The 14,388-nt window shown below is 68.7% G+C and carries 12 protein-coding genes; 6 read left to right on the forward strand and 6 right to left on the reverse strand.

The window, feature by feature from the left end:
- Nucleotides 1-19 precede the first annotated feature (19 nt).
- Nucleotides 20-1,402, reverse strand: a complete 1,383-nt coding sequence (locus tag GC106_RS41200) for an IS1380 family transposase (RefSeq protein WP_312872492.1) — start codon at nucleotides 1,400-1,402, stop codon at nucleotides 20-22.
- Nucleotides 1,403-1,553: 151 nt separating this feature from the next.
- On the reverse strand, nucleotides 1,554-3,191 hold the full coding sequence (locus GC106_RS41205) for a long-chain fatty acid--CoA ligase (RefSeq protein ID WP_173141624.1): 1,638 nt from the start codon (nucleotides 3,189-3,191) through the stop codon (nucleotides 1,554-1,556).
- Nucleotides 3,192-3,612: 421 nt separating this feature from the next.
- On the opposite strand from GC106_RS41205, the gene mihF reads away from it, so the two are divergent.
- The 3 genes from mihF (at nucleotide 3,613) to GC106_RS41220 (ending at nucleotide 6,016) form a co-directional block, all read left to right on the forward strand.
- Complete coding sequence (gene mihF, locus GC106_RS41210; RefSeq protein WP_173141625.1) at nucleotides 3,613-3,924, forward strand: integration host factor, actinobacterial type; 312 nt, start codon at nucleotides 3,613-3,615, stop codon at nucleotides 3,922-3,924.
- A gap of 136 nt (nucleotides 3,925-4,060) precedes the next feature.
- Nucleotides 4,061-5,170: an isochorismate synthase gene (locus GC106_RS41215; protein ID WP_312873291.1), complete on the forward strand. Its 1,110-nt coding sequence runs from the start codon at nucleotides 4,061-4,063 to the stop codon at nucleotides 5,168-5,170.
- Nucleotides 5,171-5,179: 9 nt separating this feature from the next.
- Nucleotides 5,180-6,016, forward strand: coding sequence for a PhzF family protein (locus GC106_RS41220; protein ID WP_173141627.1), 837 nt, complete (start codon nucleotides 5,180-5,182; stop codon nucleotides 6,014-6,016).
- A gap of 72 nt (nucleotides 6,017-6,088) precedes the next feature.
- Here the strand turns inward: GC106_RS41220 and GC106_RS41225 are convergent, their stop codons facing one another.
- The gene (locus GC106_RS41225) at nucleotides 6,089-6,709 is read right to left on the reverse strand and encodes a signal protein (protein ID WP_173141628.1); all 621 of its coding nucleotides are present in this window, start codon (nucleotides 6,707-6,709) and stop codon (nucleotides 6,089-6,091) included.
- A complete protein-coding gene (pdxR, locus tag GC106_RS41230) occupies nucleotides 6,706-8,133 on the reverse strand; it encodes a MocR-like pyridoxine biosynthesis transcription factor PdxR (protein ID WP_173141629.1) in 1,428 nt (475 codons plus the stop codon). The genes GC106_RS41225 and pdxR overlap by 4 nt, the downstream gene beginning before the upstream one ends.
- Before the next feature lie 87 nt (nucleotides 8,134-8,220).
- On the opposite strand from pdxR, the gene GC106_RS41235 reads away from it, so the two are divergent.
- From GC106_RS41235 to GC106_RS41245, 3 genes are all read left to right on the forward strand, one after another.
- The gene (locus GC106_RS41235; RefSeq protein WP_173141630.1) at nucleotides 8,221-8,790 is read left to right on the forward strand and encodes a TIGR03086 family metal-binding protein; all 570 of its coding nucleotides are present in this window, start codon (nucleotides 8,221-8,223) and stop codon (nucleotides 8,788-8,790) included.
- Nucleotides 8,791-8,884: 94 nt separating this feature from the next.
- Nucleotides 8,885-9,331 carry a hypothetical protein gene (locus GC106_RS41240; protein ID WP_173141631.1) on the forward strand — a complete coding sequence of 149 codons (447 nt, stop codon included), beginning with the start codon at nucleotides 8,885-8,887 and terminating at the stop codon, nucleotides 9,329-9,331.
- 39 nt (nucleotides 9,332-9,370) lie between these two features.
- Complete coding sequence (locus tag GC106_RS41245) at nucleotides 9,371-10,546, forward strand: PucR family transcriptional regulator (protein WP_173141632.1); 1,176 nt, start codon at nucleotides 9,371-9,373, stop codon at nucleotides 10,544-10,546.
- A 103-nt stretch (nucleotides 10,547-10,649) separates the two neighbouring features.
- Here the strand turns inward: GC106_RS41245 and GC106_RS41250 are convergent, their stop codons facing one another.
- On the reverse strand, nucleotides 10,650-12,275 hold the full coding sequence (locus GC106_RS41250) for a substrate-binding domain-containing protein (RefSeq protein WP_173141633.1): 1,626 nt from the start codon (nucleotides 12,273-12,275) through the stop codon (nucleotides 10,650-10,652).
- A gap of 266 nt (nucleotides 12,276-12,541) precedes the next feature.
- Complete coding sequence (locus GC106_RS41255; RefSeq protein WP_173141634.1) at nucleotides 12,542-14,335, reverse strand: AMP-dependent synthetase/ligase; 1,794 nt, start codon at nucleotides 14,333-14,335, stop codon at nucleotides 12,542-12,544.
- Between the last annotated feature and the right edge of the window lie 53 nt (nucleotides 14,336-14,388).

Here is a 14,388-nt window from a genome sequence, read left to right on the forward strand (position 1 = left end):
GGGGTGCCTTGGTGGGTGGTCAATGCTGGAGTGGGGGTGGGGAGTGTGCCCGGTCGAACAGCAGTAGCCAGGCGTTGCGGTGGGGCCAGTGGGTGGGCAGGCGCAGGGTGGTGCGGCGTGCTTGGCGGGTGAGTTGGGCGGCCACGGTGATCAGGGTGCGGCGCAGGGTGGTGGTGTGGGCGCGGGCGAAGCGTCCGGTGGCCAGGCAGCCGGTGGCGCGCAGGAGGTTGTGGGTGATGGTGGCCAGGATCAGCCAGGCGGCGTTGGCGATGAAGGCGTGTGACGGGAAGTGGGTCAGGGTGCTGGTGGCGAGTTGGCCCAGGACGTGTTCGATGCTGCCGGCTCGTTGGCGGTGGCAGGCCTCGGCTTGGGTCTTTTCGAGTGGGGAGTTGGTGAGGATGGCGTGGTAGCGGTAAGCGGGGAATAGTGGTTGTTGGTCGGTGTGCGGGGTGGTGATGGGCACGCGGCGCACGATCAGCCGGAGGGTGGCTGGTCCGGTGGGGTGCCGGGTGATGTTGGTGAGAACGGTCAGGCTGGTCTCGGCGATCTCGGCGTGGGTGATCAGCTGCCCGGTGTCCTGGTCGCGGATGGGGGTGGCGAAGGTGACCGGTTGCCAGTGTGGTTCGGGGATGTCGTGGATGGCGGCGGTGACGTTGCCGCTGTGGCGTGCGGTGATGGAAAACCATGCGCCGGCCGTGATCACCTCGGTGATGACCTCGCCGTTGAAGAACGCCGAGTCCATGCGTACCAGGATGGGGCCGGTCGCGCCGCAGGCTCGGGCGGTGGTCAGCGAGCGGCGCAGCAGGCTGGCGGCGTTGCGGGCGGAGTGGGCGTTGCCGCCGCGTAGCCGGCTGTCGAGGATCACCGGAGCGGCCAGCGGGGTGCCCAGCGTGATGAGTTGGTAGTCCAGGCCGAACAGGTTCTTGTGCCCGTACGCGGCACCTTGTTTCTTGCTGTGCACCTGCTGGGTTTTGGAATCCATGTCCACAAAGGCCAGCTGATCGACGCCGGGCAGCAGCGGGGTCTGGGCGGCCAGCCTGACCAGCACCCCGTGAGCCACGTGCTGCAACTGGGTCAGGTGACCGATGCCGAAATACCGCAGGAAGCTGCCCAGCGTGGACGGTGCCCTGATACCGTCGAACAGCAGCGGCAGCCCGCCATGGCGGATCACGTCCAGATCGTCGATCGAGTCCGCGCCACAGACCATGCCCGCCACGATCGACGCGATCTTCGCGCCGGCGTTGGCGCCGATCGAGCCACCCAGCCGGACATGCCTATCGGCCAGCTCAGACAGGCCCGCATCCTGCGCTAATCGCATCGCCGGCACCAGCCCGGCCTGCGACACCAACGTCGGATGGTCGAACCTCGCGTCAATCCCACCACGGGTATGCGATGCTTTCACTTAACAGGTGCCCTCTTCTGTGATGGCTTGTTCCCTAGACAAGAACAATCATCCCAGCTCAGAGGGCACCTGCCCGTCTACGACATACCCACCACCAACACATTCACCGGTGGATCAGGGTTAGAACCCGGATAAACACTCACGAGGTCTTTCAGGGCAGGTGGGTGACGTCGAGCTTGCCTTCGGCGAAGGCCGCCCGGATCCGCTTCTTGTCGAACTTGCCGACGCTGGTCTTCGGGACTTCCTCGATGTACGTGTAGTTCTCCGGCACCTGCCAGTGCGCGACCCGGCCTTCCAGGAACTCACGCAGCTCCCGCGGCTGGACGGTCTGCCCCTCCCGCACCACGACCGCGACCAACGGGCGCTCGTCCCACTTCTCGTCCGGGATGCCGACGACCGCCGCCTCGGCCACCGCCGGGTGCGCCATCACCTGGTTCTCCAGCTCCACCGAGGAGATCCACTCGCCGCCGGACTTGATCACGTCCTTGGAGCGGTCGGTCAGCTTCAGGAACCCGTCCGGGGTGAACGAGCCGACGTCGCCGGTGCGCAGCCAGCCGTCGTGGAACTTGTCCGCGCCCTCACCGTCCTCGTCCTGCCGGTAGTACGAGGCCGCGATCCACGGGCCGCTGACCTCCAGTTCGCCGACGCTCTCGCCGTCCCACGGCACCTCGTTGCCGTCGTCGTCGATCAGGCGTGCGCTCACCGACGCGGGCGGACGGCCCTGCGTGTACCGGTACGCCCACTCCTCGTCGCCCGTCACGCCTGCCGGCGGCCGCGCGACGCTGCCCAGCGGTGACGTCTCGGTCATGCCCCACGCGTGCGTGATGTGCACGCCGTAGCGGTCGTTGAAGGCATGCATCAGAGCGGGCGGGCACGCGGAGCCGCCGACGATGACGTCCCGCAACGACGAGAGGTCGACCGGGTTGCTCTCCAGGTGCGCCAGCAGGCCTTGCCAGATCGTGGGAACGGCGCCCGCGAAGGTCGGCCGCTCGGCCGCGATCATCGCCGCCAGCGGCTCCGGCTGCAGGAACCGGTCCGGCATCAGCAACGACGCGCCCACCATCATCGCCGCGTACGGCATGCCCCACGACATCGCGTGGAACTGCGGCACGATCACCAGTGCCTTGTCCGACCCCGACAGGTTCATGCTGTCGGACATGCAGACCTGCATGGAGTGCAGGTAGATCGAGCGGTGCGAGTAGACGACGCCCTTCGGGTTGCCGGTCGTGCCGGACGTGTAGCACATCGCGGCGGCCTGCCGTTCGTCCACTTCCGGCCAGTCGTACTCCTCCGGCTGACCGGCCAGCAGTTCGTCGTACGAGTGCACCTCGACCCCGGCAGGCGCTTCGAGCGCCTCGACCGGCCCGTTGGCCACGACCACGTGCCTGACCGTGCTGAACGTCGGCAGGACGCGCGCCAACAGCGGCGCGATCGACGCGTCCACGATCACCACGTGGTCTTCGGCGTGGTTGGCGATGTAGGTCAGCTGCTCGGGGAACAGGCGCAGGTTCAGCGTGTGCAGCACCGCGCCCATCGCGGGGACGGCCAGGTAGGCCTGCAGGTGCTCGGCGTTGTTCCACATGAACGTGCCCACCCGCTGGTCGCCGGTGACCCCAAGGCCACGCAGCGCGTGGGCGAGCTGAGCCGCCCGGCGGCCGGTCTGCCCGTACTGCTCGCGCCTGGCCTCGGTACCGGTCCAGGTGATCACCTCACTGGACGAGTACATGCCGGTTCCGTGGCGGACGATCCGCCCGATCGTGAGAGGGGTGTCCTGCATCGTGCTCAACATGGGCTCTCCCGCTGTGTCCTGCGTCACCGCATCGTGCGCCTGACTGCACAGTAGATGGTCCTTACCTCCGGGGTATGAGGCCCGGATCACGGTCACAGCTTGCGACGAAAACTCGCCTGAGGTAACCGGAGGGCAATTCGAACATCCCCAGGAAGAGGCCGAAAAACAAGCGTGAAACTCACCGGAGGGAGTCTCCGGTCAGCCGGTCCGGCCCGTGCCGCAAACCGCCCTTGAGGGTGAATTACGGAGGGTTGTGCCTGGTCGGTGCGGGGTTGTTCGGCGGAAAGTCCCGCGTGTCGGGGGTATGTTCCGCAGGTGGGTGTCGTTTACTGGTCGCGTCGCGAGGCGTGATCGGGCCCGAAAAAGGGCGGTGGAAATCGCACCGGCGACACCAGACCTCGACATAGGAAGGAACAGCACGTTGGCTCTGCCTACGTTGACTCCCGAGCAGCGCGCTGAGGCGTTGGCCAAGGCAGCCGAGGCACGCAAGGCGCGCTCCGAGCTGCTTGCTTCGATCAAGGCCGGCAAGACCACCATCGACAAGGTGCTCGCCAAGGCCAAGGAAGACAAGACCATCGGAAAGACCAAGGTCAAGCAGCTGCTGATGGCGGTGCCGGGGCTTGGTGCGGTGAAGGTCGCCTCGCTGCTGGAGAAGGCCGGTATCGACGCCGAGCGCCGGGCGGCGGGTCTCGGCGACCGTCAGCGCGGCGCGCTGATCGACGCCCTCAAGTGACAACAGGCCCCTAGCCGGAGGGGCGGTTCAGGTTTGCCGAAGGTGGTCCTCGCATGACGAGGGCCACCTTCAGCAGTTTCCGGGCCGGTGGGCGGGGCACGATGAAGGCGGGCGGGCACGATGAGAGGTTGTGGACGTGGAACTGACCGACCAGTACCAGCCGGGAGCCTTCTTCTTCGCCGCCCCGGACCGCACACTGCTCGCGAGCGACCCGCGGCACGTGCTCTCCGAGAAGGACTCCGACGCCCTGTCCGCCCAGGTCAACGAGGCTCTCGCGGAGTACCGCGGGATAGCCGTCGGCGCGCTGCCGTACGACGACACGGGCGAGACGCACGTGCTGCTGCCGGCCTCGGTGTCCTGGGCCGGTCCGATCCGCCCGGGCAAGCACCAGGTGTCGCTGCCCGGCCACCGGGTGACCTCCGAACCGTCGCCCGAGGAGTACGAACGCGGGGTCAGCAAGGCCCTCGCCCTGCTCAACGACGGCACCCTGGGCAAGGTCGTGCTCGCCAGGACCCTGCGGATCGACCTGGACGAGCCGGTCGACATGCGGCGGATGCTGGCCAGCCTGGCCGCGATGAACACGCACGGTTACACCTTCGCGACCCCGCTGCCCACTCCTGGGGTGACGCTCGTCAGTGCCAGCCCGGAGCTGCTGGTCCGCCGGACCGGGATGAGTTTCGTGTCCCGGCCGCTGGCCGGCTCCCAGCCGCGCGGCAAGGACCCGGTGGAGGACCGTGCCAACGCCCAGCGGCTGCTGGCGTCGAAGAAGGACCAGGACGAGCACCGGTGGGTGGTCGAGGCCGAGGTCGAGGCGCTGCGGCCGTTCTGCCGGCGGATGACCGTGCCCCGCACGCCGTCGCTGGTCAGCACGCCGAGCATGTGGCACCTGTGCACCACGATCACCGGCGAGCTCGCCGACCGGAGCGTGACGGCGCTGACGCTGGCCGCGGCCCTGCACCCGACCCCGGCGGTCTGCGGATCGCCGACCAGGGCGGCCCGGGACGCGATCGCCCAGATCGAATCGTTCGACCGGGGTTTCTACACCGGCGCGGTCGGCTGGGTCGACAGCAACGGGGACGGCGAGTGGGCCGTGGCGATCAGGTCGGCAGACGTCACTGACCAGTCACTACGCCTCTACGCCGGGGCGGGGATCGTCGACGCTTCGGTGCCGGAGCTCGAGCTGGCCGAGACATCCGCGAAGTTCCAGACGTTGTTGCGCGGTATGGGACTTGATCTCACGCTGTAGCTTTGGCACATGCATCCGTATGTCGTGGCTGACGTCTTCACCGAGCGGCCGCTGAAGGGCAACCCGGTCGCCGTGTTCACCGCGGGCCAGGAGGTGCCCGCCGAGCACATGCAGGCGATCGCGCGCGAGATGAACCTCTCGGAGACGGTGTTCGTGCTGCCGCCGGCCGAAGGCGGGGACGCGAAGGTCCGGATCTTCACCCCGGCGGTCGAACTGCCCTTCGCGGGGCACCCGATCCTCGGCACGGCGTACGTGCTCGGCCAGAACCTGCCCGGCGACGAGATCCGCCTGGAGACCGGCAAGGGCATCGTGCCGGTCGCGCTGACCCGCACGGACGGCCGGATCGTGTCCGGGCGGATGACCCAGCCGATCCCGACGTGGGAGGAGTTCGCCGACGCGGCGGAACTGCTGGCGGCGCTGGGAGTCCGCTACTCGGTGCTGCCGGTCGACGTGTACACCAACGGCCCGCGCCACCTCTACGTGATGCTCGATACCGTCGACGCGGTCATGGCCCTGCGCCCGGACATGGCTGTCCTCGCGGAACTGCCGGGCATCGGCGTGAACTGCTTCGCCGGCTCCGGTTCGCAGTGGACGACGCGGATGTTCGGCCCGTCCCTCGGCGTGAACGAGGACCCGGCGACCGGCTCGGCGGCCGGCCCGCTGGCCGTACACCTGGCCCGGTACAACCGAATCCCCTTCGGCGAGGACATCACGATCAGCCAGGGCGCGGCGATCCACCGCCCCTCGACGATCCACGCCCGGGTGGACGGCGAAGGCGAGCGCATCGACCGGGTGGAAGTAGCCGGATCAGCGGTGATCGTGGCAAAGGGAACACTGAACCTCTAGCGCTCCCCTCGTGAGTGTTTGTCCGTGTTCTAACCCTGATAAACACTCACGAGGGTTGGGCTGGGGTTTTGCTCAGGGCAACTGGACGACGGTCAAGTCGTAGTTGGCCTCGTTGGTGAACGTGCCGCTGCCTCCGCGCAGAGTCAGCGTGTGCTGCCCGGGCGCCAGCGGATCGACCCGCACCCACAATCCACAGCTGTAGCCCTCCTGGGCACCTGACATCGAGTCGTACGTGATCTTGGTGGGCTCGATCCGCTCGACCGGCACCGGTTTGCCGTCCAGCAGCGCTTCGCCGTTCGCGGCCGAGAGGAACGTGGCGCAGCCCGCCGCGTCCTTCGTCATCCGCGTGGCGACCGGGCCGGCGAGCGGCAGGGCCGAGGGGACCTGGCAGTGCCTGTCCGCCGTGCCTCCCGGCGTTCCCGCGATCAGCCAGACGCCGAACGGCTGGCTGTCGCCGCAGTACTGCCCGGTCGGGTCCTCGACCGGGCTCTGGCCCGGCGCGGCCGAGCTCGCCCAGCTCCACCAGAGGGTCTGCAACCGTTGCGGGGTCAGCGGTTCCGCCCTCACCTGATCGGCCGGCAGTCCGGCGACGGCCGGTGGCGGCGCGGCCGGTGGCGGGGCCGGTTCGGACGTGCTGCCGCATCCGGCCAGGAACAGTGCGGCCACACCGAACAACACAGGGCGTCGGATCACCGGCGAATCGTATCGGGCCGCATGCAGGCTTTCAGCCGGTGTAGCCCTTCGTCGATATCGGACAGTTCAATCGCGCCATACCCGATCACCAGACCGGGGCGACCGGAAGAGTGAATTCTGAACGGAGACAAGGCGTACACGACGACACCGGCCGCCCGTGCACGCCGATAGACGGACAGGTCGTTCACACCATCGGGTAGATATGCACACAGGTGCAGGCCCGCCGCGACGGGCTGCGGTTCGAGCAGACCGGCGAAGTCACGCCGCAGCACCGTCAGAATCCGGTCATGCCTGGCCTGGTACTCCTTGCGGGTCCGCCGGATGTGCCGGGCCAGCAGGCCTTCGTCGATCAGGCCGGCGAGCGCGCCCTGGATCGGCCGGTTGGACTGCCAGTCGCCGACGTACTTCGCCGCCCGCAGCGCGGGCCGCAGACCGGCCGGTGCGATCAGGAAACCGAGCCGCAGGCTCGGCAGCAGCACTTTGGACAGTGAACCGACGTAGACCACGTGCCCGGTCCGGTCGAGGTTCTGCAACGGCTCGATCGGACGGCCGCCGTACCGGAACTCGCTGTCGTAGTCGTCCTCGACCACGACGGCCCCGGTCCGTTCGGCCCATTCGAGCAACGCGGTCCGGCGGGCCAAGGACATCGGGACGCCCAACGGGAACTGGTGGGACGGTGTCACGTAGACGACCCGCGCGGCCGGAGGGATCGCGGAGACGACGATCCCCTCCTCGTCGACGGGCACGCCGACGACGTCGGCGCCGTGCGACCGGAACAGGTGCAGCGGCCCGAAGTAGCCGGGATCCTCCACGGCCACAACGGTTCCCGGTTCGACCAGGACGCGGCAGACCAGATCGAGCGCTTGCTGGGCGCCGTGGGTGACCAGCACGTCGTCCGCGGACGCGCGCACCGCACGGGAAACGCCGACGTGCCGGGCCAGCGCCGCGGCCAGCGCGGGATGAGCCGCCGCCCCGTCGTGCGCGAGCGATCCGATGGCCGCCGGGGTGAACTGTCTGGCCAGCAACCGGCGCCACGCGGCGTACGGGAACAGCTTCGCGTCCGGTATCCCGGCGCGGAAGTCGTACCGGACCGGCGACGTGTCGTGTGCCGGGGCCCGCAGGGTTTCCCACACCGCTTTGGGACGCGGTCCCGCGCCGTGCGTGCGGCCGGGCGGCTGGGAGAACCCGGACGCCTGGACGAACGTGCCCGAGCCGGTCTTCGCGGCCACGAACCCCTCGGCGGTGAGCCGGTCGTACGCGGCGCTGACGGTGTTGCGGGACACCGCAAGCCGCTCGGCGAGCTCGCGGGTCGGCGGCAGCGCGTCGCCCTGCCGCAGCCTGCCGTCCATGATGGCGGCCTTGACCTGCTGGTAGATCTGGCCGGTCTTCTCGGTCCGGCCGACCAGGCTGACATGGAACTCCACCGCCTCGACGATAGCCGGATTGGCCCAGTCGAACTTGCCGATTTTGGCTCTTCCGGGGTGCCGCTGGGGCTTTCTAGGGTGCTTCCCGTGGACTTCCGGGAACTCGACCGCCAGGCGATGAAACTGACCAGCGAGGTGATCGGCCAGGTCCGGCCGGACCAGCTGCGGCTGCCGACGCCGTGCGCCGACTGGACGCTGCACGGTCTGCTACGGCACCTGGTCAGCGAGGACCTGGGCTTCGCCGCCGCGACGACCGCGGGCACCGGATTGTCCGATGTGGACTGGAACGCGGGCGGGCTCGGGCCCGACCCGGTCGCCGGCTACCGGCGAGCGGCGGCCGGGTACGTCGCGGCCTTCGAGCCCGGCTCGGTGCTGGACCGGCCGATGCGCATCGGCGTGTTCGGGGTGGTGCCCGGTTCGGTCGCCGTGACGATGCACTTCATCGACACGGTCGTGCACGGCTGGGACGTCGCCAGGACGATCGGCGTGCCGTACACGCCGGACGAGCGGATCGCGGCGGCGGCGCTGAAAGCCATGCGGCGCTTCCCATCCGATCGTCCTACCGCCGCGTTCGACGTTCAGGTGACGGTGCCGGACGACACGAGCGAGCTGGACAAGCTCGTGGCCTACGCCGGCCGGGATCCGCACTGGACGTGAGCCCGGCAGCAGGCTGGGGGTCTGCTGCCGGGCTCGCGCGTTTCGCCTGCGTGGGGCCATACTGTTCGCTGATCGGACAGTAGAGGAGGCTTTCGTGGCTGACGTTCCCGCGACCCGGCACCGGATCACCTGGCTGGAATGGATCGGGGTCGCCGCGGGGATCATCGGCCTGGTCGTGAGCTTCCTGCCGTGGTTCAGAGCCACCGAGCCGGTCGCCGTGGGCCTGCGCGCGCAGGGAGCGCCGACGTGGATCCCGGTGTGGGAGGGCAACTTCCTGGCGTGGTTCCCGGTCGTGCTGTTGCTGGCCGTCAGCGTGCTGCTGTTGTGGCAACGGTTCGGCAGGCCGGTGCGGATGACGTCGTCGCTGTGGCTGACCCTCGGAATGCTGGCCGTGGTGATGATCGTGCTGCGCTGGATCACGTTGCCCGCGTCGGTGGTCAGTGGGTTCGGTCTATACCTGGGGCTCATGGTCGCCGCGGGCTCCGGTGCCGCGGCGTTCCTGGCGTTTCGGCGCGAACAGCGGGCGATGCCCGCCGGCTGAGGCTATCCGCGAAGCGGAAAGGCGAGTTAAAGTCGCGTTATGGGCTCTCGGATAGTGGCTACGCCGCTGCCTGAGGAACTCCTGGACCTGGCGCGATCGCAACGGGCGCAGGTGCCGGAGTTGTCCGCGCGGCTGGTGGACCTGCTGCGCGACAAAACCGAGTGCTACCGCCGGGTGGCCGAGCAGTACCCCGAGGAGCTGCGCAAGGTCTGCGAAGCGCATCTGGACGGCGCCTTCACCTCGTTCATCGAGAGCCGCGAGGTCGAACTCGGCAACGCGCTGAAGACCGGCCGCGCGCAGGCCCGGATCGGGATCACGTTGCCGGACGCGTTGCGCGCCTACCGGCTGGCGGGAACGTTCGTCTACGAGATGCTGATCGAACGCGGCAACCCGCGTCCGCACAGCGTGACACCCGAACAGATGTTGCAGGCCAGCACCACGGTCTGGCGGATCATCGACGCCTACTCCGAAGCGCTCACCACGGCATACCGCGAAGTCGAGGCCGACCGCGGCAGGCTGGACGACCAGGCTCGGACCGCGTTGATGGACGGCCTGCTCGAAGGCCGTATCGCGCAACGCCCGGACCTGGAGGACGCGGCGGGCGTGCTCGGCCTGCCGTCCACCGGCAAGCTCGTGGTGATCGTCGCCGACGACGCGAGCGTGGTCGACGCGATCGGGTCCCGTGCCGTCTGGCGCCGCCGCGTGCACTCGTCCGGAGTGGACATGAACGTCGGCATCATGGCCGTCGGCTCCGGCGTGACCGCGTTGCGCGAAGTCCTCGCGAAGACCAGCGGGGTCGTCGGCGTCAGCACCCCGTTCTCGGACCTGACCGAAGTCCCGACGGCCTTGCACAGAGCCAGAATCGCCCGCCGGTCACTACCACACGGTGCCAACGGCGTGGTGGTCTTCGGCGATTCGCCAGTTGCCGCACTGGTCGCGGGCGCTCCCGCGCTGGCCGCCGAGCTGGCGCACGAGATGCTCGCCGACTTGCTCGCGCTGCCCCAGGCCGAGCGGGAGATCCTGCTGACCACGCTCGAAGCGTGGTACGGGCACGGCGGATCGGCCAAGGTCGCGGCCAAGAACCTCTACGTCCATCCGAACACCGTGCGTTACCGGATCCGGCGGATCGAGGACCTGACGGGCCGTGATCTGAACCGCCCGAAGTGTGTCGCGGAGCTCTACATGGCACTGCAAGCGGTCCGCCTCGGCTTGTAACTTTCTTCCCCGAGTGCGCATCGCACGCATAAGGATCGCCTCGGCGGCGGAACGCCGGTGCGAACGACAGGCGTTCGCACCGGCGCCGGGTGAGCTGACCGGATCAGGGCTTGCCGGAGATGAACCGGCTGAGTGCCGCGAAGAAGATCTCGTTGATCTTCGTCGGGTCCGCCGTGTTGAACGCCTGGCCGCCGGTGGCCTTGGCGATCGCGTTCAGCTCGGCCACGTCGACGTCCGGGCCGAACCCGATGAACACGATCGGCAGCGGCCGGTTCGGGTCCTGCAACTTGCCCAGCTCGGCGAGCAGTGCCTCCCGGGTGACGCCACGGCCGTCGTCGTCGTTCTTGCCGTCGGTCAGGATCAGCACCATGTTCAACCGCCCGGGCTCCCAGTTCTGACGCGCCGACGTGTACGCGGCCAGGGCCGTGTCGTACAGGCCGGTGCGGCCGGTCGGGGTCGCCTTGATCGCGCGCAGTTTCTCCAGCGCACCCTGCGGCAGGGACTCGTTCAGCGGCAGGACCGGCAGTACTTCCTTGTAGTCCTTCTCGCCGTCCAGCTCCGCGGAGAACACCCAGATGCCCAGTTTGGTGCGGGGGTTCATCAGCTTGATGCCGCCCTCGGACGCCTCCAGCGTCACCTGCATCCGGGTCTTGCCGGAACCGGGGATCACGCCGTTCATCGAGCCGGACACGTCGAGCACGGCCTGGATACGCGAGGCCTTGCTGATGCCCGCCCACGTGTTGAGCACCTGGTCGAGCTGGGCGGTTCCGGGCGGGGCGACCGGGCGCAGCTGGCGCACGATGGTCCGGTTGTCCGTCGGCGGCGAGCCGGGGACCCGGCCGTCCGGGAAGCGCAAACCGTTGGCCGCCAAGGCATCGCCGACGTTCTGCGACTGCAGCGCGGTCCGGAACTTCGCCGCGGCGATGGCGACGTCCTCCGGCGAGGGCAGCACGGTGTACGGGTAGTCCAGGGACGGCGACGCCGGGTTGGGGTAGACCGCGACGAGCTGCTCGTCCTTGCGCTTGGCGTTGTTGTCCAGCAGCGCGTGCTCGGAGGTCGGGAAGGCGGTGATCGGCGGGCCGCTGGAGGTCGTGCCGGTCTTCGCGAACAGCTCGGCCGCGCCGGACGCCGCGTTGGGCGACAGTTTGCGCAGCACGGCGACGTTGTTGGCGGCCGGGTCGGACGTCAGCCCGGTCACGTCACGCACCGCGATCAGCGCCGAGACACCCACGGCGTCGACGGACGGATCGACCATGCCGACGTTCAGGTCCGCGCCACCGGCGCCGATCACGTCGGTCCAGCTCAGTTGCTTCTGCGGCCAGCCACGGGCCTTGGCGGCGTCCTCGGCCAGCGCCATCACCACGGGGGAGCTGGCGATGGACGAACCGGCGTCCGGCACCTGCGTCGCGCCCTTCTCCCGGGCCCGGCGCAGCCAGACGGTGGAGTCGGGAATCCACACCGACGGCACGTTCACCGGCTTCGGCGCGGACAGCTGGTCCGCGGTGGTGGCGGAGTCGTTCACCACCATCTCGACCCGGTAGCACGTGTTCTCGTCTTCCGGGTCCAGCCCGCGCGCCACCTGGTCGACCACGGGCGCGATGTCCGGCGCGGCCACCACGTTGAGCACGGTCGGGTCGGCGCACTTGGCCTGAGCCGGGTCGCGCAGCCGGTCCACGGTGAACCAGGCGACGCCCGCCACGAGCGCTCCGACGAGCACTATGACCAGCATCAAGATCAATTTCCGCCGGTTCCGCTGCTCGATGTCGTGCCGGCCCATCTTTTCCTACCCCTCACGGTGTCGCCGGCAATTCCGGCCAATCAGGAAGACCCCTGGAATGTACTGCCTCGAATGGCGTCGACGAATAGGCCGTGTGCAGTAACACCGGGTTTCGTCAATGATTGTCGTTCCGCAAGACGTGATCGTTGTCAATTGCTTCCCTTGTCCCCGGCGGCAAAGTCAGCGTGCCGCCGGGGGTGGCGTCACAATTCGTAGCCTTATGAGTACAAGGCATCGACGTCGGCCCGGAAGTCGGCCATGATCACCGACCGCTTCAGCTTCAGCGACGGGGTGAGGTGGCCGGTCTCCGGGCTGAACTCGGTGGTCAGGATCCGGAACCGGCGGACCGACTCGGCCTTGGACACCGCGAGGTTGCCCTCGTCGACCGCACGCTGGATCTCGGCGTTGAGGTCCGGGTCGTCGACCAGGTCCGCGACGGTCGCCGACTCGGGCTTGCCGTTGGTGGACTTCCAGTAGGCGAAGTAGTCCGGCTCGATGGTGATCAGCGCGGCGATGTAGCTCTTCCCGTCGCCGACCACCATGGCCTGCCCGACCAGCGGGTGCGCCGCGATCCGGTCCTCGATCACGGCGGGCGCGACGTTCTTGCCGCCGCTGGTCACCAGGATCTCCTTCTTCCGCCCGGTGATCTTCAGGAAGCCCTCGTCGTCCAGTTCACCGAGGTCACCGGTGGCGAACCAGCCCTCGTCGTCCAGCGCGGCCTTGGTGGCCTCCTCGTTCTGCCAGTAGCCGGGGAACACCTGGCCGCCCTTGATCTGGATCTCGCCGTCCTCGGCGATCCGCACCGCGGTGTTCGGCAGCGGGTGGCCGACCGTGCCCGGCTTGAACTTGTCCGGCGAGTTCACCGTGGCCGCCGCGCACGTCTCGGTCAGGCCGTAGCCCTCGAACACGACCAGGCCGACGCCGCGGAAGAAGTGAGTCAGCCGCAGGCCGAGGGCCGCGCCACCGGAGATGGCGTACTTGGCCTTGCCGCCGAGTGCGGCACGCAGTTTCGAGTAGACGAGTTTGTCGAAGATCGCGTGCTTGATCTTCAGCCCGATTCCGGCCTTGCCGTCGGCCTCGCTGAAGGCGATCGCGGTCGCCGCGGCGGCGTCGAAGATCTTGCCCTTGCCCGCGGAGTGCGCCTTCTGCCGTGCGCCGTTGTAGACCTTCTCCAGCACGTACGGCACCGACAGGATGAACGTCGGCTTGAACGCGGCCAGGTCCTCGGTGACCTTCTTGATGTCGCCGGTGTGCCCGAGCCGTGCCCGCGCCTGCACCGCGCCGACCTGCACCATTCGCCCGAAGACGTGGGCCAGCGGCAGGAACAGCAGGGTGGAGGTCTCCTCGACGCCGAGGCCCTTGAACACCGGCGCCAGCATCTCCACGACGTTGCCGCCCTCGGAGTGGAAGTTGGCGTGGGTGAGCACGCAGCCCTTGGGCCGCCCGGTGGTGCCGGACGTGTAGATCAACGTGGCGATGTCGGACGCCTTCACCGCCTTGCGGCGTTCGTCGACCGCCTCGGCCGTCTCGTTCACGCCGGCCGCGACGACCTGGTCGACCGCGCCCCGCTCGATGTTCCAGACCTGCCTGAGCGCGGGCGTCGCCGCCCTGACGCTGTCCACTTTGGCCTGCAATGCGTCGTTCTCGGCGATCACCGCGACCGCGCCGGAGTCGGAGAGGATCCACTGGATCTGCTCCTCCGACGACGTCACGTAGATCGGTACCGGAACGCCGCCGACCGCCCAGATGGCGAAGTCGAACAGGGTCCACTCGTACCGCGTCGCGGCGAGGATCGCCACCCGGTCACCGACACCCACACCGGAACCGATCAGGCCACGCGCGACGGCGACCATCTCGTCCTTGAACTGTGCCGCGGTGACGTCCCGCCAGGTGCCGTCGACCTTGCGGCTGAACGCCACCGTGTCGGGGACCTCGGCCGCGTTGGTGTAGATGAGGTCGGCCAGTCCACCGCCGTAGGGCTCCACCAAGGGGGCGACTGCGATCTCGCGCATACCTCACTCCTCCGACCTGCTACTACTCGGTAACCAGGGTGACATAGTGCCTT

The sequence above is a fragment of the Kibdelosporangium persicum genome (assembly GCF_013280595.1).
In the GTDB taxonomy this organism is placed as follows: domain Bacteria; phylum Actinomycetota; class Actinomycetes; order Mycobacteriales; family Pseudonocardiaceae; genus Kibdelosporangium; species Kibdelosporangium persicum.

Excerpts from the sequence above, each read along its gene's own strand:
- GC106_RS41205 (WP_173141624.1), bottom strand. The coding sequence starts at position 3,191 with ATGTTGAGCACGATGCAGGACACCCCTCTCACGATCGGGCGGATCGTC.
- GC106_RS41220 (WP_173141627.1), top strand. The coding sequence starts at position 5,180 with ATGCATCCGTATGTCGTGGCTGACGTCTTCACCGAGCGGCCGCTGAAG.
- GC106_RS41250 (WP_173141633.1), bottom strand. The coding sequence starts at position 12,275 with ATGCTGGTCATAGTGCTCGTCGGAGCGCTCGTGGCGGGCGTCGCCTGG.
- GC106_RS41255 (WP_173141634.1), bottom strand. The coding sequence starts at position 14,335 with ATGCGCGAGATCGCAGTCGCCCCCTTGGTGGAGCCCTACGGCGGTGGA.
- GC106_RS41245 (WP_173141632.1), top strand. The coding sequence starts at position 9,371 with ATGGGCTCTCGGATAGTGGCTACGCCGCTGCCTGAGGAACTCCTGGAC.